At 69.1% G+C, this 19,860-nt stretch carries 18 protein-coding genes; 9 read left to right on the forward strand and 9 right to left on the reverse strand.

Features of this window, described 5'->3' with window-relative positions; genetic code table 11:
• The 5 genes from A5701_RS04425 to A5701_RS04445 all read right to left on the reverse strand — a co-directional run.
• Positions 1-1,060 (reverse strand): nickel-dependent hydrogenase large subunit (locus A5701_RS04425; protein WP_197504918.1); only part of this gene is annotated, 1,060 nt, incomplete at its 3' end.
• A gap of 73 nt (positions 1,061-1,133) precedes the next feature.
• Positions 1,134-2,189, reverse strand: coding sequence for a hydrogenase expression protein HypE (locus A5701_RS04430; RefSeq protein ID WP_067749089.1), 1,056 nt, complete (start codon positions 2,187-2,189; stop codon positions 1,134-1,136).
• Between the two features lie 228 nt (positions 2,190-2,417).
• On the reverse strand, positions 2,418-3,188 hold the full coding sequence (gene hypB / locus A5701_RS04435; RefSeq protein WP_067749093.1) for a hydrogenase nickel incorporation protein HypB: 771 nt from the start codon (positions 3,186-3,188) through the stop codon (positions 2,418-2,420).
• A 28-nt stretch (positions 3,189-3,216) separates the two neighbouring features.
• On the reverse strand, positions 3,217-3,552 hold the full coding sequence (locus A5701_RS04440; protein WP_067749096.1) for a hydrogenase maturation nickel metallochaperone HypA: 336 nt from the start codon (positions 3,550-3,552) through the stop codon (positions 3,217-3,219).
• Between the two features lie 72 nt (positions 3,553-3,624).
• Positions 3,625-4,743 (reverse strand): HoxN/HupN/NixA family nickel/cobalt transporter, encoded by a 1,119-nt coding sequence (locus A5701_RS04445; protein ID WP_067749099.1) that lies wholly within the window; start codon positions 4,741-4,743, stop codon positions 3,625-3,627.
• Between the two features lie 153 nt (positions 4,744-4,896).
• On the opposite strand from A5701_RS04445, the gene A5701_RS04450 reads away from it, so the two are divergent.
• Positions 4,897-5,388 (forward strand): Fur family transcriptional regulator, encoded by a 492-nt coding sequence (locus A5701_RS04450; RefSeq protein WP_067749102.1) that lies wholly within the window; start codon positions 4,897-4,899, stop codon positions 5,386-5,388.
• Positions 5,389-5,557: 169 nt separating this feature from the next.
• Here the strand turns inward: A5701_RS04450 and mtr are convergent, their stop codons facing one another.
• Positions 5,558-6,937, reverse strand: coding sequence for a mycothione reductase (gene mtr / locus A5701_RS04455; protein ID WP_067749105.1), 1,380 nt, complete (start codon positions 6,935-6,937; stop codon positions 5,558-5,560).
• Between the two features lie 4 nt (positions 6,938-6,941).
• A complete protein-coding gene (locus A5701_RS04460) occupies positions 6,942-7,952 on the reverse strand; it encodes an alpha/beta hydrolase (RefSeq protein WP_067749108.1) in 1,011 nt (336 codons plus the stop codon).
• A gap of 110 nt (positions 7,953-8,062) precedes the next feature.
• On the opposite strand from A5701_RS04460, the gene mqo reads away from it, so the two are divergent.
• From mqo to A5701_RS04500, 8 genes are all read left to right on the forward strand, one after another.
• Positions 8,063-9,565 (forward strand): malate dehydrogenase (quinone), encoded by a 1,503-nt coding sequence (mqo, locus tag A5701_RS04465; protein WP_082950488.1) that lies wholly within the window; start codon positions 8,063-8,065, stop codon positions 9,563-9,565.
• Positions 9,562-10,089, forward strand: a complete 528-nt coding sequence (locus tag A5701_RS04470) for a GNAT family N-acetyltransferase (RefSeq protein WP_067749111.1) — start codon at positions 9,562-9,564, stop codon at positions 10,087-10,089. The genes mqo and A5701_RS04470 overlap by 4 nt, the downstream gene beginning before the upstream one ends.
• Positions 10,086-11,921, forward strand: coding sequence for a magnesium chelatase subunit D family protein (locus tag A5701_RS04475; protein ID WP_067749114.1), 1,836 nt, complete (start codon positions 10,086-10,088; stop codon positions 11,919-11,921). The genes A5701_RS04470 and A5701_RS04475 overlap by 4 nt, the downstream gene beginning before the upstream one ends.
• A gap of 15 nt (positions 11,922-11,936) precedes the next feature.
• Positions 11,937-12,551 carry a cob(I)yrinic acid a,c-diamide adenosyltransferase gene (gene cobO, locus A5701_RS04480; RefSeq protein ID WP_067749117.1) on the forward strand — a complete coding sequence of 205 codons (615 nt, stop codon included), beginning with the start codon at positions 11,937-11,939 and terminating at the stop codon, positions 12,549-12,551.
• Positions 12,548-13,939, forward strand: a complete 1,392-nt coding sequence (locus tag A5701_RS04485) for a cobyrinate a,c-diamide synthase (protein WP_067749121.1) — start codon at positions 12,548-12,550, stop codon at positions 13,937-13,939. The genes cobO and A5701_RS04485 overlap by 4 nt, the downstream gene beginning before the upstream one ends.
• Before the next feature lie 177 nt (positions 13,940-14,116).
• The gene (gene cobA, locus A5701_RS04490; protein ID WP_067749131.1) at positions 14,117-15,322 is read left to right on the forward strand and encodes a uroporphyrinogen-III C-methyltransferase; all 1,206 of its coding nucleotides are present in this window, start codon (positions 14,117-14,119) and stop codon (positions 15,320-15,322) included.
• A 33-nt stretch (positions 15,323-15,355) separates the two neighbouring features.
• Positions 15,356-16,948: an MFS transporter gene (locus tag A5701_RS04495; protein WP_067749134.1), complete on the forward strand. Its 1,593-nt coding sequence runs from the start codon at positions 15,356-15,358 to the stop codon at positions 16,946-16,948.
• A 137-nt stretch (positions 16,949-17,085) separates the two neighbouring features.
• Positions 17,086-18,834, forward strand: a complete 1,749-nt coding sequence (locus A5701_RS04500; RefSeq protein WP_067749144.1) for a proline--tRNA ligase — start codon at positions 17,086-17,088, stop codon at positions 18,832-18,834.
• 21 nt (positions 18,835-18,855) lie between these two features.
• Here the strand turns inward: A5701_RS04500 and A5701_RS04505 are convergent, their stop codons facing one another.
• On the reverse strand, positions 18,856-19,302 hold the full coding sequence (locus A5701_RS04505; RefSeq protein WP_067749147.1) for a ferritin-like domain-containing protein: 447 nt from the start codon (positions 19,300-19,302) through the stop codon (positions 18,856-18,858).
• On the reverse strand, positions 19,299-19,835 hold the full coding sequence (locus A5701_RS04510; RefSeq protein WP_067749150.1) for a hypothetical protein: 537 nt from the start codon (positions 19,833-19,835) through the stop codon (positions 19,299-19,301). The genes A5701_RS04505 and A5701_RS04510 overlap by 4 nt, the downstream gene beginning before the upstream one ends.
• Positions 19,836-19,860 lie beyond the last annotated feature (25 nt).

Below are 19,860 nucleotides of genomic sequence, written 5' to 3' on the forward strand. Positions count from 1 at the left end.
GCTGGTTCCACGGGTGCCGCCGGTCCACGGCGTTGCCCAGCGGATCGGTCTTGACGAACATCTCCTGGTCGGTCCAGTCGTCGTAATACGAACTGCCCAACAGGATCCGGATGCCAAGGTTGATGTCGACCAGCGAGTGGGTGACCAGCTTGCCGTCGACCACCACGCCCGGGGTCACGAACATCGCGTTGCCCCAGCGCTCCATGTCCTTGTACGCGAAGTTGCACACCTCGGGGTCCTGGAAAGAGCCCCAGCAGCCGAGCAGCGTGCGGCGCAGTCCGACCTTCTCGTAACCGGGCAGCGCGGTGTAGAAGAAGTCGAACAGGTCGTCGTGCATGGGCACGACCTTCTTCATGAACTCCACGTAGCGCATCAGCCGGGTCATGTAGTCGGTCATCAGCTGGATGGTCGCGACGGTGCCGACCCCGCCGGGGTACAGCGTCGACGGGTGCACGTGGCGGCCCTCCATGAGGCAGAACATCTCTCGCGTCCAGCGGCTGACCTGAAGCGCTTCTCGGTAGAACTCGCCGGTGAACGGGTTGAGCGAGCGCATGATGTCGGCGATCGTCCGGTACCCGTGCGCGCCGGCCTGCGGGGCAGGCGTCTTCTCCGCCAGGGCGAGAACGCTCGGGTTGGTCTCGGAGACCATCTTTTCGCAGAAGTCCACGCCGACCAGGTTCTCCTGGAAGATGTTGTGGTCGAACATGTATTCCGCGGCCTCGCCCAGGTTGACGATCCACTCGCCCAGGTGCGGCGGCTTGACGCCGTAGGCCATGTTCTGCGCGTAGCACGAGCAGGTGGCGTGGTTGTCGCCGCAGATCCCGCAGATGCGGCTGGTGATGAAGTGCGCGTCGCGAGGATCCTTGCCCTTCATGAAGATCGAGTAGCCGCGGAAAATCGACGAGGTGCTGTGGCACTCGACGACCTCTCGGTTCTCGAAGTCGATCTTGGTGTAGATACCCAGGCTGCCGACGATTCTGGTGATGGGGTCCCAGGCCATGTCGACGAGTTGGCCGGGTTCCCGCTTGGCGTGCATGGGTTCAGGGGTGATGGTTGCCATTGCAGTACCGCTCTCCGCCCCCAGGGGCTCCAGTGATGAGAACGAAGCGCGCCGACCCGGTAGCCGAGGTGGCCTACCAGGTGCGGCGCGCCCCGGTGGTTAGTTGATCGCCGTTGTGGCGCCAGCGCGGCTCCTTGTCGACGGTGCGTCCCGTGATACCCCTCAGGTTGCGAATCACGGTGCCGTACAGTCCCGACGCGGTGCTCGATAACTTGCCGCCCGGCGGTTCGTCCATGAAGGGCATGAACTTGTCGGGGAACCCCGGCATGGTGCATCCGATGCAGATGCCACCCACGTTGGGGCAGCCGCCGACACCGTTGATCCATCCGCGCTTGGGCACGTTGCACTTGACGACCGGGCCCCAACAGCCCAGTTTCACAATGCATTTCGGCGATCCGTATTCGGTGGCGAAGTCGCCCTGCTCGTAGTACCCAGCCCGGTCACAACCCTCATGGACGGTGTTGCCGAACAGCCACTTGGGCCGCAGCGCATCGTCGAGCGGAATCATCGGCGCCTGACCGGTCGCCATGTAGAGCAGGTAGGTCAGCGTCTCGGACAGGTTGTCGGGATGGATCGGGCAGCCCGGCACGCACACGATCGGGATGCCGGCCTTGCTCTTCCACTCCCACCCGAGATAGTCGGGTACGCCCATCGCCCCCGTCGGATTGCCGGCCATGGCGTGGATGCCGCCGTAGGTGGCGCACGTGCCGACCGCGACGATCGCGGTGGCCTTGGGCGCCAGCCGGTCGAGCCATTCGCTGGTGGTCATCGGCTGGCCGGTCGCGGGGTCGTTGCCGAACCCGCACCAGTAGCCCTCGTCCTTGAGCTTCTCGTTGGGGATGGATCCTTCGACGACGAGCACGAAGGGTTCCAGCTCGCCGCGATCGGCCTTGAAGAACCACGACAGGAAGTCGTCTGCCCCGCCATTGGGGCCGCACTCGAAATCGATTAGGGGCCAGTGCACAGCGACCTTCGGAAGCCCCGGTAGAGCCCCCAGGGCGATCTCCTCGACCGAGGGTTGGGTGGCGGCAGTCAACGCCACCGAATCGCCGTCACAACTGAGCCCCGCATTAATCCAGAGAACGTGGATCAACGTTTCTTCTGCTTTGACTGCTGCTTCTGTTGGCATGCTGCAGCTTTCCGGGGCCGGGCTGAGACCCCTGCGCCGCCGGAGTCGACCGTCGGCCCACTTGCGCAGCGCTAATTTTTGGGTCTACTCCTCGCCGCCGAGCGTGTCAACGGTTCTGCGGCACCAACTAGTTAGACAACCGTTGCATAATTTTTCGGTCTGCGGCGCGGGGGGTGGCGACCGGGCCGGTGGCCGGAAAATCATGCGAATCGCTTGCAAAATGGGCGGTCAGGCCGCCGGCCCGGCGGCGAATCGCCGCAGCCAGCCAAACCATGCGGCCATCCCGGCTCCGGTGCGCGCACTCAGCGGCAGGATTGCCGCGGTCGCATTGACCTTGCGCACGTGGGCGATGTATTCGTCGACGTCCACGTCGAGGTAGGGAACCAAGTCAATCTTGTTGAGCAGCACCACATCCACGGAACGGAACATCACCGGATACTTCAGCGGCTTGTCCTCGCCCTCGGTCACCGAGTACACCATGGCCTTGGCGTGCTCGCCGACGTCGAACTCCGCCGGGCAGACCAGGTTGCCGACGTTCTCGATGATCACCAGGTCCAGCGCGGGAAGGTCGAGACCGGGCAGGGCGCGATTCACCATCGGCGCGTCGAGATGGCATTCACCGCCAAAACCGTTGCTGGTGTTGAGCAGTGAGATCTGGGCGCCACGCCCCCGGAGCTTGGCCGCGTCGAGATCGGTGGCGATGTCGCCTTCGATCACCCCGATGGCAAGCTCGCCGGCGAGCTCGTCGAGCGTGGCCTGCAGGATGGTCGTCTTGCCCGATCCCGGCGAACTCATCAGGTTCAGCGTGCGCACCCCGTTGTCTTCGAACGCCGCCCGGTTGGCGTCGGCGAGGAGGTCGTTCTCGGCGAAGATCGCCTCCAGCACGTCGACCCGCTGCTTGCCGGTCCGGTACTGGCCGTGGTCGCCGTGCCGGTGATCCGGATCGTCGTGCTCGTGGGAGTGCACCGTTCCGTCGTCATGCCGATGAAATCTGCCCATGGTCAAATCCGTTCGGAAAAGGCGCTTTTCATGAGACGTCCAGCGACGTAACCAAGAACTCGTTGCCGTGCAGCACCTCGACGTCGGAACTGTCGCACCGCGGGCACCAGATCGACCAGGCGGATGTGATCTCCGATCGCCGGCCGCAGGCGCGGCAGCTCACCTCGGCGCCGACGCACTCGAGTTCCAGCTCGGCCTCCGGCATGTTCTCGGCGTCGCGCACCAGCGTCCAGCAGAACGAGAGCGATTCGGGCACCACCTGGCGCAGAGCGCCGATCCGCACCCGCACCACGTCGACGTGCCGGCCGTCGGCATGGGTCTTGGCCACATCGGCGATCGCTTCACAGAGCGACAGCTCATGCACCGCCGATCACCGGCGTCCGCCGCGGTCTCATGAGCACTGTTCTACACCGAACGCCCCGCGTGCGCAGCAGTGTCAGGGGGAGGGCGTCCACTTCTGTTCCAGCCGGCCGTAGCGCCAGAACAGCACGGCGGCCGCCCAGGTGATGACGAACGCGCCCACGACGAAATAGCCGACGGTGTTGAGGTCCAACCCGCCGATCCAGTTCCAGAACGGGCCGCGCCAGCCGAATTGCTCGGCGAACAGCGCGAGGAGTTCGACGCTGCCGATCAGCAGCGCGACCACGACCGACAGAGCGGTGATGGTGATGTTGTAGTAGATCTTGCGGACCGGGTTGGAAAAGGCCCAGCCATAGGCGAAGTTCATGAACGAGCCGTCGATGGTGTCCAGCAGGCACATCCCGGCGGTGAAGAGCACCGGCAGACACAGGATGGCGTACCAGGGCAGCCCGGCGGCGGCACTGGTGCCGGCGAGGACCAGCAGCGCGATCTCGGTCGCCGTGTCGAAGCCGAGTCCGAACAGCACCCCGACGGGGTAGGAGTGCCACGACTTGGTGATCGATCTGGTGAAGCGGCTGAGAAACCGGTTCATCAGGCCGCGGCTGTCCAGCTGCCGTTCCAGTTCGGCGCCGTCGGTTTCGTGGTCGTAGTCGCCACGGCGCAGCCGGGCGAACACCCGCAGGATGCCCACCAGCACGACGACGTTGAGGAGGGCGATCGCATAGAGGAACACACCGGAGACGCCGGTGCCGATCAGCCCCGTGTAGTGGTGCAGCGCCGACGAGTCGTCCCGGACCGGCCCGACGATCGTCTTGACTCCGGAGGCCAGTAGGACCGCCAGCGCGAAGACCACCGTGGAATGTCCGAGCGAGAAGAAGAACCCGACCGCGAGCGGTCGCTGTCCGTCGTTCATCAGCTTGCGGGTGGTGTTGTCGATGGCGGCGATGTGGTCGGCGTCGAACGCGTGCCGCATACCCAGGGTGTACGCCGTCAGCCCGATGCCCACACCAAATGCCTTGCCGCCGAGGCTCAGTTGCGCCGGGGCCACCAGGGCCACCAAGGTGAGCCAGCCGATCAGATGGAGCGCGACGATGACCGCCAGCATCGAGGCGAGACGCCACCACTCCGCCGCCGTCAAGGCGGTGCGAAGCTTGGTCGTCCATGACGGCCACCAGTCGGGCTCAGTACCGGCCACTGTGGTCCTTCCGGCATGAGGGAACAACCGGGTCGACTGTATGTGCGTTCGCCGACTAGATGCAAGTCGCTCGCAGGAAACCCGGCGCCCGGTGCGGGAGGTGAATTCGGCCGAAAACTGGCGCGCCCCGCCGGGCGGCGCGACACTGGGCGGGTGACGCCGAAGCCGTCGGCTCTGGACCCTTCCGTCGCCGCGCGGATCGGTGATCTGCTGCGCGCCCGGGGGCTGCGGCGGATGTCCTCGCGCATTCAGGTGCTGGCGGTGCTCGAGCCCGTCGACGGGCACCTGCCGGTCGCGGAAATCCACGAGCGGGTGCGCGCCGCGCTGCCGCACGGCGCCCATGCCCCCGACGTGGCGACCATCTATCGCACGGTGACCACCCTGGTCGGGCAGGGGATGCTGCACGCGCTGACCCTCGACGGCGGTGTCACCACCTACGGGATGGCCACCGCGCCACACCACCACGCCGTGTGTACGTCGTGCGGCTCGATCATCGAGGTGCCCGCCCGGCAGCTCAGCTCGGCCCTCGAGCACGCGATGGCGGGCAGCTCCTTTGCGCTCTCGGAGGCGGCGGGGCTGACGCTGCACGGGCTGTGCCCCGAGTGCCAGGACGGCAAGGGGCCACTCAAACGTTCGGGGCGCTGACCACGAGCCCGATGGTGGCGACCCGCTGCGCCCGGCTGAGCCGCGCTGGCGATCGCCACTAGGCCGAATGGTGGCGACCCGCTGCGCCCGGCTGCGCCGCGCTGGCGATCGCCACGAGCCCGATGGTGGCGACCCGCTGCGCCCGGCTGCGCCGCGCTGGCGATCGCCACTAGTACAGATCCAGCAGAGCGTTCTCGACCACTTCCGGCAGCCCGGGATGAATCCAGTACTGCCCACGGGCCATCTGCGGGGCGGTCAGCCCGAAGCTCATCGCCTGGATCAGCGGCTGGATGATCGATGACGCCTGGGGACCCATGATGTGCGCGCCCAGCAGCCGCCCGGTTCTTCGCTCGGCGATTAGCTTGACAATCCCGGTGGTGTCCTCCATGGCCCAACCGTAGGCGACGTCACCGTAGTCGTGTATAGCGACGGATACGTCGAATCCCTTTGCCATTGCCTGATTTTCGGTCAGGCCGACGGCCGCCAGCTGGGGATCGGTGAATACCGCCGATGGCACGTAGCGGTGATCCGTGGTGACCATCGCATCGGTGTCGTCCCAGTCGCGGAGGATGTTGTGCCCCACGACACGGGCCTCGTGGTTGGCGACGTGCTTGAGCTGGTACGGCGAGGAGACATCGCCGAGAGCGAAAACCCCACGGGCGGAGGTGCGTTGGTATTCGTCGACCACCACCCGGCCATTCTCGACGTCGACGCCGGCCTGTTCGGCATCCAGCAGGTCGGCGTTGGGCACGCGCCCGGTCGCGACCAGGAGCAGGTCCGCGTTAAGGGTCGATCCGTCGTCCAGTTGCAGGGCGACGCCGGAATCGTGGCTGGTGCCGCCCACGACGTTGCGGTGGGTGCGAAGTTCCCATTTGGCCGCCGCGATGCGGGTGAAGCGTTTGCAGAGGGTGTCGTCACAGTGTCGCAGCATCGAGCTGCCGCGGATGACCAACGTCACGCGCACGCCGAGGGCGGAGAAGACATGCGCGAATTCCGCTGCCACGAAGCCACTCCCGACGATCACCAGGTGTTCGGGCAACTCCGGGATCCGCATGATCGTGTCGCTGGTGTGGTAGGCGACGCCGCAGTCGAGGATCGCCGGCGGGATGACCGGCCGCGACCCCGCCGCGATCACCACCTGGTCGGCGGTGAACTCCTCACCGGCGTCGGTGCGCAACAGGTAGCGTCCGTCGGGCTGGACCGGCCCGAATCGGGCGTGCCGGCTGTACAAGTCGACGTTGGGCGACGCGCGGCGATAGTCTTCCCCGCTCATCGAGATCGGATCGATGCGCCCGAAGATGCGCGAGACGATGTCGTCCCAGCGCACCCGGTCGACGTGCGCGTCGACCCCGTAGCGCGCGGCGTCCCGGATCGTCGTGGCGACCTCGGCGGCGTAGACGAACATCTTGGTCGGGATGCAGCCGACGTTGAGGCAGGTGCCGCCGAACGTGCCGTGCTCGCAGAGCGCAACTCGTTTACCGTTGAAGCGATCGTCGAGAAGGCTGTTGCCCGAGCCGCTTCCGATGATCGCGATGTCGTAGGTCTCCACCCCGTCACCCCTTCTTCGAAGACGTGCGGTCGGCGTTGAGGTAGTGGTCCAGCCAGCGGTCGAGCTGGCGATAGGCCGCCTGCCGCGGCTGCGGCAGCGACAGGAAAACGTCGTGTTTGGCGTCGTCGATCGGAACGATGGTGCTGTGGTTCCCGATGCAGCCGGCCCGTCGGGCGATCTGGGTGACGTCGAGAACCGCATCGCCGCGTTGCATGGACGCCGCGTCGCTGGTTTCTCGCACAGTGTGATCCGAACGCAGGATCAGGTTGGGCACCCCGACGTCCAGTCCGCGGTGCAGCCGGGCGTGGCCGCGGCGAATGGCGTGCAGCCAGCCGAGGGTGATGGGGAAGCCGCCCACCGGTTTCCACTGCAGGTTGTAGTCGAACTCGCCGTGGTAGTCGCGGTGCAGCGTGGTGCCGTAGCCGCCCTCGGTCGGCGTCCGGACCACCCCCTTGGACCGAACCCGGGACAGGCCCGCGATCAGCGTCGAGGTCACGGAGTGGCGCAGGACCGCCGGGCCGTGCAGGTCCAGGAACGGGCTGTTGAGCACCAAACCCCCGATGCCGGCGTGCGCCGCCGCATCGCGCCGGCGAAGCCGGTCCAGCCACAACGACACGATGAGCCCGCCGGAGGAATGGCCGTACACCAGGACCTTGGCGGGCCGGTCTTGGTCGCGAATGGCCGCCAGCGCGTGTTCCAGCTCGGCGTCGTAGTCGTCGAGGTTGGTGATGAAGTGGGGCGTCTGACCGTCGCGGCGTGAACGGCCGCACTTCTGGAGGTCCAGCGCGTAGAAGGCGAAGCCGCGATCGGCGAAGTGATCGGCCAGCGCGGTGTTGAAGAAGTAGTCGGTGTAGCCGTGCACGGCGAGCACCGCGTGGCCGGTCCCCGAGGGGCCGGTGGGCTCGCCGCGCCGGATCAGCGTCGCGACGATCTCGCCCTCGCCGACCGGGTCGGGCCCGAGGGGGATGGTGCGCTGCCAATAACCGGGCAGGACGTCGGGCACCCAGCCAGTCACGAGGCCAGCTTAGAGGTTTTGCTGGTCGCCGGGAGCCGCACGCCGTTCGCGCCCGGTTGTCCTCGGGATAGCCTGGGGACCGGCGCAGTCGAGGGAAGGACCAGGAGCAGTTGTCGTCGCTAGCCCGAACCGCACGGACTGACGTCGTGCTGGTGGGCGCGGGCATCATGAGCGCGACGCTCGGTGCGTTGCTGCGCCGGCTGCAGCCGGACTGGTCGATGACCATTGTCGAACGGCTGGACGCCGTCGCCGCGGAGAGCAGCAGTCCCTGGAACAACGCCGGCACGGGGCACTCGGCGCTGTGCGAGCTCAACTACACGCCGCAAAATCCCGATGGCTCGATCGACATCACCAAAGCGGTGCGGATCAACGAGCAGTTCCAGGTGACCCGGCAATTCTGGGCCTACGCCGTAGAAAACGGGATCCTGACCGATACCGGCTTCTGCAACCCGATCCCTCACGTGAGTTTCGTGCGCGGGGCGCAGCGCGTCGAGTTCTTACGCCGTCGGCAACGGGCGTTGGCTGCCAACCCGCTGTTCGCGGGCACCGAATTCATCGACGACGCCGACGAGTTCGCCCGCCGGCTGCCGTTCATGGCCGCCAAGCGCGGCTTCGCCGAACCGACCGCGCTCAACTGGGCCCCCCACGGCACCGACGTCGACTTCGGCGCGCTGGCCCGCCAGCTCATCGGCTACTGCGTGCAGGACGGGGCGAGCGCGCTGTTCGGCCACGAGGTCCGCGATCTGACCCGGCAATCGGACGGCAGCTGGACGCTGCTGGTTCGCAATCGCCGCACCGGCGAAAAGCACCGGCTGAACGCCAAATTCGTCTTCGTCGGCGCCGGTGGCGACACGCTGCCGTTGCTGCAGAAGTCCGGCATCAAGGAGGTCAGGGGCTTCGCCGGGTTCCCGATCGGCGGCCGGTTCCTGCGCACCGACAATCCGGCGCTCACCGCCGCCCACCGGGCCAAGGTGTACGGGGTTCCGGCGCCGGGGGCCCCACCGCTCGGCGCGCTGCACCTGGACCTGCGGTTCGTCAACGGGAAGTCATGGTTGGTGTTCGGGCCGTACGCGGGGTGGTCACCGAAGTTCTTGAAACACGGCCGCCTGTCCGACCTGCCGCGCTCGGTGAAACCGGACAACGCTCTGTCCATGCTCGGGGTCGGCCTCACCCAGCTGACGCTGGTCAACTACCTGCTCGGCCAACTGCGGCTGTCCGAACCCGACCGCATCGCCACCCTGCGCGAATTCGCTGCCAGCGCAGTCGATTCCGACTGGGAGCTGACGGTCGCCGGTCAGCGGGTACAAGTGATCCGGCGGGACAGACGCAAGGGGGGCGTGCTGGACTTCAGCACCACCGTGCTGGCCGCCGCCGACGGCAGCATCGCGGGACTGCTGGGAGGTTCGCCTGGGGCGTCGACGGCCGTGTCCGCCATGCTCGAGGTGCTCGCGCGGTGCTTCGCCGGCCGCTACGGCTCCTGGCTGCCGAGGCTCAAGGAGATGGTGCCGTCGCTGGGCGTCGAGCTTTCCCGCGAGCCGGCGTTGTACGACGAGGTGTGGTGCTGGAGCACCGAGGTGCTGCGGTTGAGGTCCGATTCGGGGGTCCGGTCATGAGTGAAGCGTTGCGTCGGTCCTGGGCCAAAGACCTTGGCGCCCGTACCCTTTACGAGCTGCTGAAGCTGCGAGTCGAGGTGTTCGTGGTGGAGCAGGCCTGCCCGTACCCGGAGCTGGACGGGCGCGACCTGCTCGCCGAAACCCGGCACTTCTGGCTGGAGACCCCCGAGGGCGAGGTGATCTGCACGCTGCGGTTGATGGAGGAACATGCCGGCGGCCAGAAGTCGTTCCGGATCGGCCGGTTGTGCACCAAACGCAGCGCGCGCGGGCAGGGCCACACCACCCGGCTGCTGCGCGCCGCCCTGGCCGAGGTGGGCGACTACCCGTGCCGGATCGACGCGCAGACATACCTGGCCGACATGTACGCCCAACACGGATTCGTCCGCGCGGGTGAGGATTTCGTCGACGACGGCATTCCCCACGTGCCGATGCTCAAGCCTTCGCGACCAGCTCCGCCCCAGGCGGACATCCCGCCCGCGACGTCGTCGGGCGGGCCCGGCTCGGGCCTCACGGAGCTAGCGTGAAGCCGTATCCGTTCAGCGCGATCGTCGGGCACGAGCAGCTGCGCCTCGCGCTGCTGCTGTGCGCCGTGCGCCCGGAGATCGGCGGTGCGCTGATCCGGGGCGAGAAGGGCACGGCGAAGTCGACGGCCGTGCGTGGCCTGGCCGCGCTGCTGTCGGCCGCGACCAACGGCGACGGGGCCGGCCTCGTCGAAATGCCCCTCGGCGCAACCGAAGACCGGGTGGTCGGCTCGCTGGACCTCCAGCGGGTGCTGCGCGACGGCGAGCACGCATTTTCACCGGGGCTGCTGGCTCGCGCGCACGGCGGCGTGCTCTACGTCGACGAGGTCAACCTGCTGCACGACCATCTGGTGGACGTGCTGCTCGACGCCGCGGCGATGGGCCGGGTGCACATCGAACGCGACGGCATCTCCCATTCGCACGAGGCCCGGTTCGTGCTCATCGGCACCATGAACCCGGAGGAGGGCGAACTGCGTCCGCAGTTGCTGGACCGGTTCGGTCTCACCGTCGACGTGCACGCGTCGCGCGATGTCGACGTCCGCGTGGAGGTGGTCCGGCAGCGCATGGCCTACGAGGCGGACCCCGACGCGTTCGTCGAGCGATACGCCGACGCCGAGGCGGAACTGGCCCGGCGCATCGCGGACGCGCGCGCGCTGGTCGGCGAGGTGGTGCTGCCGGACAACGAATTACGGCGCATCGCAGCGGTGTGCGCCGCGTTCGACGTCGACGGGATGCGCGCCGATCTGGTGGTGGCCCGCACCGCCGCCGCACACGCCGCGTGGCGGGGAGCCAAGGCCGTGGAGGAGCAGGATGTCCGGGTGGCCGCCGAGCTGGCGTTGCCGCATCGGTGCCGCCGCGACCCGTTCGACGATCCGGGCATCGACCGCGACCAGCTCGATCAGGCGCTGGCGCAAGCCGGTGACGATGAGCCCGAGCCGGACCCCGACCCGCCGGGCGGCGGGCAGTCCGCGGAAGGCGCTGCGGAGCAACCAAATTCATCGGCGGCCCAGAAGCCGCAACCGCCGCGCCCCAGCGCGCCGCCGTCGAAAACCTTTCGCGCCCGGGCGTTGACGGTGCCCGGGGTTGGCGACGGCGCGCCCGGGCGCCGGTCGCGGGCGCGCAACGCCACCGGCAGCGTGATCGCGGCCGCCGACGGCGGCGACACGAACTCCGGCGCGCACGGCCTACACCTCTTCGCCACCCTGCTCTCGGCCGCCGAGCGGGCCGGCGCCGGGCCGTTGCGCCCGGGCCCGGACGACGTGCGACGGGCGATCCGCGAGGGGCGTGAAGGCAACCTGGTCATCTTCGTCGTAGACGCCTCGGGTTCGATGGCGGCGCGCGACCGCATGGCCGCGGTCAGCGGGGCGACGTTGTCGCTGCTGCGCGATGCCTACCAGCGCCGCGACAAGGTCGCCGTGATCACGTTTCGCCAGAACGAGGCGCGGCTGCTGCTGCCGCCCACCTCGTCGGCGCACATCGCCGGCCGGCGGCTGGCCCGATTCGACACCGGCGGCAAGACCCCGTTGGCCGAGGGCCTGCTCGCGGCGCGCGAATTGATCGTTCGGGAGAAGGCGCGTGATCGGGCCCGGCGGTCCCTGGTGGTGGTGCTCACGGACGGCCGGGCCACGGCCGGACCGGACCCGTTGGGCCGCAGCCGGGCGGCGGCCGCCCGCCTGGTGGCCGAGGGCGCCGCCGCGGTGGTCGTGGACTGCGAAACGTCTTATGTGCGACTGGGCTTGGCCGAGCGGCTGGCCCGCCAGCTGGGCGCGCCGGCCGTGCGCCTCGAACAGCTGCACGCGGACTCCCTGACGCGCGCCGTGCGAAACGCGGCCTGAGAAAGGTAACCGCTGATGCCACAAGGCCGACCGGTCCAGGTGCCCGACGACGGGCTGAGCACCAGGGCCCGGCGCAACACCCCGGTCTTGGCGGTGCACACCGGCCCGGGCAAGGGCAAGTCGACCGCGGCGTTCGGAATGGCGTTGCGCGCGTGGAACGCCGGGCTCTCCGTGGCCGTGTTCCAGTTCGTCAAGAGCGCCAAGTGGAAGGTGGGCGAGGAGGCCGCGTTCGCCCAACTCGGTCAGGTGCACCAGCAGCACAACGTCGGTGGGCCCGTCGAATGGCACAAGATGGGCGCGGGGTGGTCGTGGTCCCGCAAGGCGGGCAGCGAGCTCGATCACGCGGCGGCCGCCGCCGACGGGTGGGCGGAGATCGCGCGCCGCCTCGCCGGGCAGCGCCACGACTTCTACGTGCTGGACGAGTTCACCTACCCGCTGAAATGGGGCTGGGTGGACGTCGACGAGGTGGTGGACACGCTGCTGGCGCGCCCCGGCCATCAGCACGTCGTCATCACCGGTCGCGATGCCCCGGAGCGGTTGATCGAGGCCGCCGACCTCGTCACCGAGATGACCAAGGTCAAGCACCCGATGGACGCGGGGCGCAAGGGGCAGAAGGGCGTCGAGTGGTGAGTGTCCCCGCCGTCGTCGTCGCCGCTCCGGCGTCGGGCAGCGGAAAGACAACGGTCGCAACGGGTTTGATTGGCGCCCTGCGGCGCGCGGGTCATGTCGTGGCGCCGTTCAAGGTCGGCCCCGACTTCATCGACCCCGGCTATCACGGCCTGGCCGCCGGACGTCCCGGCCGCAACCTGGACCCGGTGCTCGTCGGCGAGAACCTCGTCGGCGCGCTGTACGCACACGGCGCGGGCGGCGCGGACATCGCGGTTATCGAGGGGGTGATGGGGCTCTTCGACGGGCGGATCGGCCCGGTCTCGACCGGCCCCGCCGAGGGTTCCACCGCGCACGTGGCCGGCCTGTTGGGCGCGCCGGTGATCCTGGTCGTCGACGCCCGCGGGCAGAGCCACAGCATCGCGGCATTGCTGCACGGGTTTTCGACCTTCGATGTCGCGACGCGGGTCCGCGGCGTGATCCTCAACCGGGTCGGTTCGGCCCGGCACGAACACGTGCTACGGCAGGCCTGCGAGCAGACCGGCGTCGCGGTGTTGGGGGCCATCCCGCGGGCCGCCGAATTGGAGCTGCCCACAAGGTATCTGGGCCTCGTCACCGCGGTGGAGTACGGGCGGCGTGCGCGGCTTGCGGTCGAGGCGATGACCGACCTGGTCGCGCGCCACGTCGACCTGGCGGCCGTGGCGGCGGTCGCCGCCGGCCGCGCGGGCCCGGCGTGGGACCCGGCGACGGCGGTGGGGGAGGCACCCGGCGAGCGCGCCACCGTGGCGATGGCCGCGGGGAAGGCGTTCACCTTCGCCTACGCTGAGCACGCCGAGCTGCTTTCCGCCGCCGGCGCCGACGTGGCCGAATTCGACCCGCTCGCTGACCCATTGCCCGACGGCACCGACGCGGTGGTGCTGCCCGGCGGCTTCCCGGAACAGTTCACCGCCGAACTCTCGGCCAACGAGGTGGTGCGCCGCCAGATCAACGAGCTGGCCGCCGCGGGCGCGCCGATCCACGCCGAATGCGCCGGCCTGATCTACCTGGCCAGCGAACTCGACGGCCATCCGATGTGCGGCGTGCTGGCGGGGTCGGCGCGGTTCACCCCGCACCTGACGCTGGCCTATCGCGACGCCGTCGCGGTGGCCGACTCGCCGCTCTACGCCGCCGGACAGCGGGCGGTTGGGCACGAATTTCACCGCACCGCAGTCACTTTCAGCGACAGCTACCAGCCGGCGTGGGTGTACCGGGGCAACGACGTGGACGCCGTGCGCGACGGCGTCGTGCACGCCGGCGTGCACGCGTCGTACCTGCACACCCATCCGGCCGCGGCGCCGCAAGCCGTCGCGCGGTTCGTCGCGCACGCGGCCGCCCGCCGCGCCGGGCCCAAAGACAACAGCCACTGGTTCTGATGGTGGCGACCCGCTTCGCCCGGCGTCCCGCCGCGCTCGCGGTCGCCACTGGTTCTGATGGTGGCGACCCGCTTCGCCCGGCGTCCCGCCGCGCTCGCGGTCGCCACTAGTTCTGATGGTGGCGACCCGCTTCGCCCGGCGTCCCGCCGCGCTCGCGGTCGCCACTAGGCTTGCCCGGTGACCGAGAACGCCTACCTCGCCGGACTGCGCCTGGCCGGCAAGAAGGTCGTCGTCGTCGGCGGCGGCTCGGTCGCCCAGCGCCGGCTGCCCCTGCTCATCGCGAGCGGCGCCGACGTCCACGTCATCTCCCGCAGCGCCACCAGGTCGGTCGAGGCGATGACCGGAATCACGTTGTCCCTGCGGGAATACCGCGACGGTGACCTCGAGGGCGCCTGGTACGCCATCGCCGCCACCAACGACCCGCACGTGAACGCGGCCGTCGTCGCCGAGGCCGAACGCCGCCACCTGTTCTGCGTTCGCGCCGACATCGCCGTGGAGGGGACAGCGGTGACGCCGGCGTCCTTCCGTTACGAAGGGTTATCGGTCGGCGTGCTGGCCGGCGGCGAGCACCGCCGCTCCGCCGCGATCCGGTCGGCCATCCGGGAGGCGCTGCAAACCGGGCTCATCGCCCAGGACAGCACGGTGAGCTCCGACGTCGTGCGCGGCGGGGTGGCACTCGTCGGCGGCGGCCCGGGTGACCCCGAACTGATCACAGTGCGCGGGCGCCGGCTGCTGGCACACGCCGACGTCGTCGTGGCCGATCGGCTGGCGCCGCCGGAGCTGCTGGCCGAGCTGCCGCCCCATGTGGAGGTCATCGACGCCGCCAAGATCCCGTACGGGCGGGCGATGGCGCAGGACGCCATCAACGACGTCATGATCGAGCGCGCCCGCTCCGGGAAGTTCGTCGTCCGCCTCAAGGGCGGGGACCCGTTCGTCTTCGCCCGCGGCTACGAGGAAGTGCTGGCGTGCGTCGACGCCGGGATCCCGGTCACCGTCGTGCCAGGTGTGACCAGCGCCATAGGAGTGCCGGCCCTCGCCGGCGTTCCGGTCACCCACCGGGCCACAAATCACGAATTCGTGGTGGTCAGCGGCCATCTGGCGCCCGATCATCCCGAATCGTTAGTGAATTGGAATGCGTTGGCCGCGATGTCGGGGACCATCGTTTTGCTGATGGCCGTGGAACGCATCGAACTTTTCGCCGACGTGCTGATAAAGGGCGGTCGACCTGCGGATACCCCGGTGCTGGTGGTCCAGCATGGGACGACGGCCGATCAGCAGACTTTGCGGGCGACTCTCGCCGACACGCCCGAAAAGATCCGCGCCGAGGGCATCCGACCTCCCGCGATCATCGTGATCGGGCCGGTGGCCGCTTTCGGGCTTTAAACGATTCTTAAGATTACTGTAAGGTAACCCTTTATGACGGCCCTCAACGAAACCGAGCGCGCGATGCGGAACTTCACGTCCGCGCGCCCCGATCGTCCGGCCCCGGCGCGCTCCTCGCGCCCGGCGGAGACCGCCTCCACGCGCATCAGCAAGTATTACCCGGCCTGGCTGCCTTCCCGCCGCTTCATCGCGGCCGTGATCGCCATCGGCGGTATGCAGCTGCTGGCGACCATGGACAGCACCGTCGCGATCGTCGCGCTGCCCAGGATCCAGAACGAACTGAGCTTGTCCGACGCGGGCCGCAGCTGGGTGATCACCGCGTACGTGCTGACGTTCGGTGGGCTGATGCTGCTGGGCGGCCGGCTGGGCGACACCATCGGGCGCAAGCGCACCTTCATCGTCGGCGTCGCGCTGTTCACCATCTCCTCGGTTTTGTGTGCGGTCGCCTGGGACGAGGCGACCATGGTCATCGCGCGGCTCTCACAGGGCGTGGGGTCCGCCATCGCCTCGCCGACCGGGCTGGCGCTGGTGGCGACCACGTTCCCGAAGGGTCCGGCCCGTAACTTCGCGACCGCGGTGTTCGCCGCGATGACCGCCATCGGTTCGGTGATGGGCCTGGTGGTCGGCGGGGCGCTGACCGAGGTGTCGTGGCGGCTGGCTTTCCTGGTGAACGTGCCGATCGGGCTGGTGATGATCTACCTGGCCCGCACCGCGCTGCGCGAGACCAACCGCGAGCGGATGAAACTCGACGCGACGGGGGCCATGCTGGCCACGCTGGCGTGCACCGCGGCCGTCTACGCCTTCTCGATGGGGCCGGAGAAGGGCTGGGTGTCGATCACCACCATCGGCTCGGGCGTAGTGGCGATGGGCGCGGCGCTGGCATTCATCATCGTGGAGCGCACCGCCGAAAACCCCGTCGTCCCCTTCAGCCTGTTCCGCGACCGCAACCGGCTGGTCACCTTCGCCGCGATCTTCCTCGCCGGCGGCCTGATGTTCAGCCTGACCGTGTGCATCGGCCTGTACGTGCAGGACATCCTCGGCTACAGCGCGCTGCGCGCCGGCGTCGGCTTCATCCCGTTCGTCATCGCGATGGGGATCGGCCTGGGAGTGTCTTCACAACTGGTGTCGCGGTTCTCGCCGCGGGTGCTGACCATCGGCGGCGGCATCCTGCTGTTCTGGGCGATGCTCTACGGCTGGGGCTTCATGCACCGCGGGGTGCCCTACTTCCCCAACCTGGTGCTGCCCATCATCGTCGGCGGCATCGGCATCGGCATCTGCGTCGTCCCGCTGACGCTGTCGGCCATCGCCGGAGTCGGTTTCGACCAGATCGGCCCGGTGTCGGCGATCGCGTTGATGCTGCAGAGCCTCGGCGGCCCGCTGGTGCTCGCGGTCATCCAGGCCGTCATCACCTCCCGCACGCTGTACCTGGGCGGCACCACCGGCCCGGTGAAGGTCATGAACGACCTCCAGCTGCACGCGCTCGACCAGGGCTATACCTACGGCCTGCTATGGGTGGCGGGGGTGGCCGTCGTCGTCGGCGGGGCGGCGCTGCTGATCGGCTACACGCCGGCGCAGGTGGCCCACGCGCAAGAGGTCAAGGAAGCGATCGACGCCGGCGAGCTGTAAGGCGGCAGGCCGCCCTGGCGGCCAACTCCAATGTCCTTGCGCCGGATTCGATAGCGCGGGCGATATCAAATCCGCGGATCCTGGCATGGGTCCTCGGCTGCCAGGCGCCCACCCCTGACAAGTTAGGCTGGCCCGCTGTGATCACCCGGATGTCCGAGCTCTTTGTGCGCACGTTGCGCGACGATCCCGCCGACGCCGAAGTGCCCAGCCACAAGCTACTGATCCGGGCCGGCTACATCCGGCCCGTCGCGCCCGGGCTGTACAGCTGGCTGCCGCTCGGCCTGCGGGTGCTGCGCCGGATCGAGCGGGTCGTCCGCGAGGAGATGAACGCGATCGGCGGGCAGGAGATCCTGTTCCCCGCCCTGCTGCCGCGCGCGCCGTACGAGACGACGAACCGGTGGACCGAATACGGCGACGGCGTGTTCCGGCTCAAGGACCGCCGCGGCAACGACTACCTGCTCGGGCCGACGCACGAAGAGGTGTTCACCCTGACCGTCAAGGGCGAATACAGCTCCTACAAAGACTTTCCGGTGCTGCTCTACCAAATCCAGAACAAGTACCGCGACGAGGCGCGCCCGCGGGCGGGGATCCTGCGGGTGCGCGAGTTCGTGATGAAGGACTCCTACTCATTCGACATCGACGACGCCGGGCTCAAGGCCGCCTACCACGCGCACCGGGAGGCCTACCAGCGCATCCTCAATCGGCTCCAGGTGCGCTACGTGATCGTGTCCGCGGTCTCGGGAGCGATGGGCGGCAGTGCCTCCGAGGAGTTCCTGGCCGAAAGCCCCGTCGGCGAAGACACCTTCGTGCGCTGCCTGGAATCCGGGTATGCGGCCAACGTCGAGGCCGTCGTCACCGCCCGCCCGGAGGCCAAGCCCGTCGATGGCCTGCCCGAGGCGGTGGTCCACGACACCGGTGACACCCCGACCATCGCCACGCTGGTGGACTGGGCCAACACCGCCGACCTCGGCCGCACCGTCACCGCCGCGGACACGCTGAAGAACGTCTTGCTCAAGGTGCGGCAGCCGGGCGGGGAGTGGGAACTGCTGGCCATCGGCCTGCCGGGCGATCGCGAGGTCGACGACAAGAGGCTGAGCGCGGCGCTGGAGCCGGCCGAATACGCGTTGCTCGACGACAGCGACTTCGCCAGGTATCCGTTCCTGGTGAAGGGCTACATCGGCCCGAAAGCACTGCGGGACAACGGAGTTCGCTACCTGGTCGACCCGCGGGTGGTGGACGGCACCAGTTGGATCACCGGGGCGGACGAGCCCGGCCGACACGTCGTCGGCCTGGTGGCGGGACGCGATTTCACAGCCGACGGCACCATCGAGGCCGCCGAGGTGCGCGACGGTGATCCGTCCCCCGACGGCGCCGGCCCGCTGGTGTCGGCCCGGGGGATCGAGGTCGCGCACATCTTCCAGCTCGGCCGCAAGTACACCGACGCCTTCACCGCCGACGTGCTCGGTGAGGACGGCAAGCCGGTGCGGCTGACCATGGGGTCCTACGGCTTCGGGGTGTCGCGGATGGTGGCGGTGATCGCCGAACAACACCACGACGAGCTGGGCCTGCGCTGGCCCCCGTCCGTCTCGCCGTTCGACGTGCACCTGGTGATCGCCAACAAGGACGCGGACGCGCGGGCCGGAGCCACCGAGCTCGCCGCCGACCTGGACCGGTTGGGTGTTGAGGTGCTTCTGGACGACCGGCAGGCGTCGCCGGGGGTGAAGTTCAAGGACGCCGAGTTGCTGGGCGTGCCCTGGATCCTGGTGGTGGGCCGCGGCTGGGGCAACGGCGTGGTCGAGCTGCGTGACCGCTTCGGCGGCCAGACGCGCGAGCTGGCCACCGGTCCGTCTCTGGCCACCGACGTCACGGCCGCGCTGAGCGGGTAATGCGCGAAAGCCCTTGCGGCGCTAGTCGTTTCCGCCCGGGAAGCTCGTCGTGATGGGCCACGCGCCCAGCACGCGGTTCCAGCGGGCGGCCATCACGGCGCTCTGCGTCAAAGCCGTCGAGGAGAAGGCGCGGTCGTCGGCCGTCTCGGCGTGCTCGATCACCACCCGCCACGCCGACGCGCAGTCGTTCTCCATCCGGGCGGCCAGCCGCGCCGCGTCCGCGGCACTGCCGATCAGCATCGGCAGCTGGTAGCCCGGGGCGGCGACCGGGGCGTTGACCTTGCGGGCGGTCAGCATCGCGATCACGTCGTCGCGGCGCTGCCGGTGCTGCAACAGGGCCTCCACCACCATGCCGTTCACGCTGGGCGGCGACAGCGCCGAGACCATGCCGTAGCCGTAGATCGTCGAGTGTTCGATGGCCAGCGCGTCGCACAGCGCCGCGTTGTCGGCGTCCTTGCCGGAGCTCATATCGAGGGGCCCCCGGGCACCAGGGCGACCGTGTACGAGGCCGTGCAGGACGCGATGATCGACGCCAGCAGCCCGGCCCGGTAGCCCGATTCCCCCGCCACCAGGCGGCTGGCGCTGTCCGCCGACGCCCGCAACGCGTTGATCACGTCGGACACCGGGGGTGGGGGCGGCGGCGGTCCCGGCGGCTCGGCCGCGCTCGGGCTGGGGCTCGTCGTCTCGCTGGTCGACGAGCTGGTGATCTTGCCGGCTGCCCGCGAGATCTCCGTCGACAGCGCGCGGGCATGCGCGGCGCGTTGATTCGCCACCACCGCCAGCGCGGCGGCGATCTGCGGTGGATTGCCGACGGCCGCTGCGGCGGCACCGGCCAGCGCGCTGTCCTTGCGGGCCTGATCCAACGGCCCCAGCAGCTCTTCGACGGCCGGGGGCTTCGGCGGGGATTCGCCGCAGGCGGAGGTGACCACCCCGAGCGCCGCCAGAGCCACGCCGCCGGCGAGCACACCACGCCGGTTGACGGGGGGAACTGCGCTAGCCACAACCACATCCTGCCATCGGCGCGGC

Source organism: Mycobacterium sp. E3305 (assembly GCF_001666785.1).
In the GTDB taxonomy this organism is placed as follows: domain Bacteria; phylum Actinomycetota; class Actinomycetes; order Mycobacteriales; family Mycobacteriaceae; genus Mycobacterium.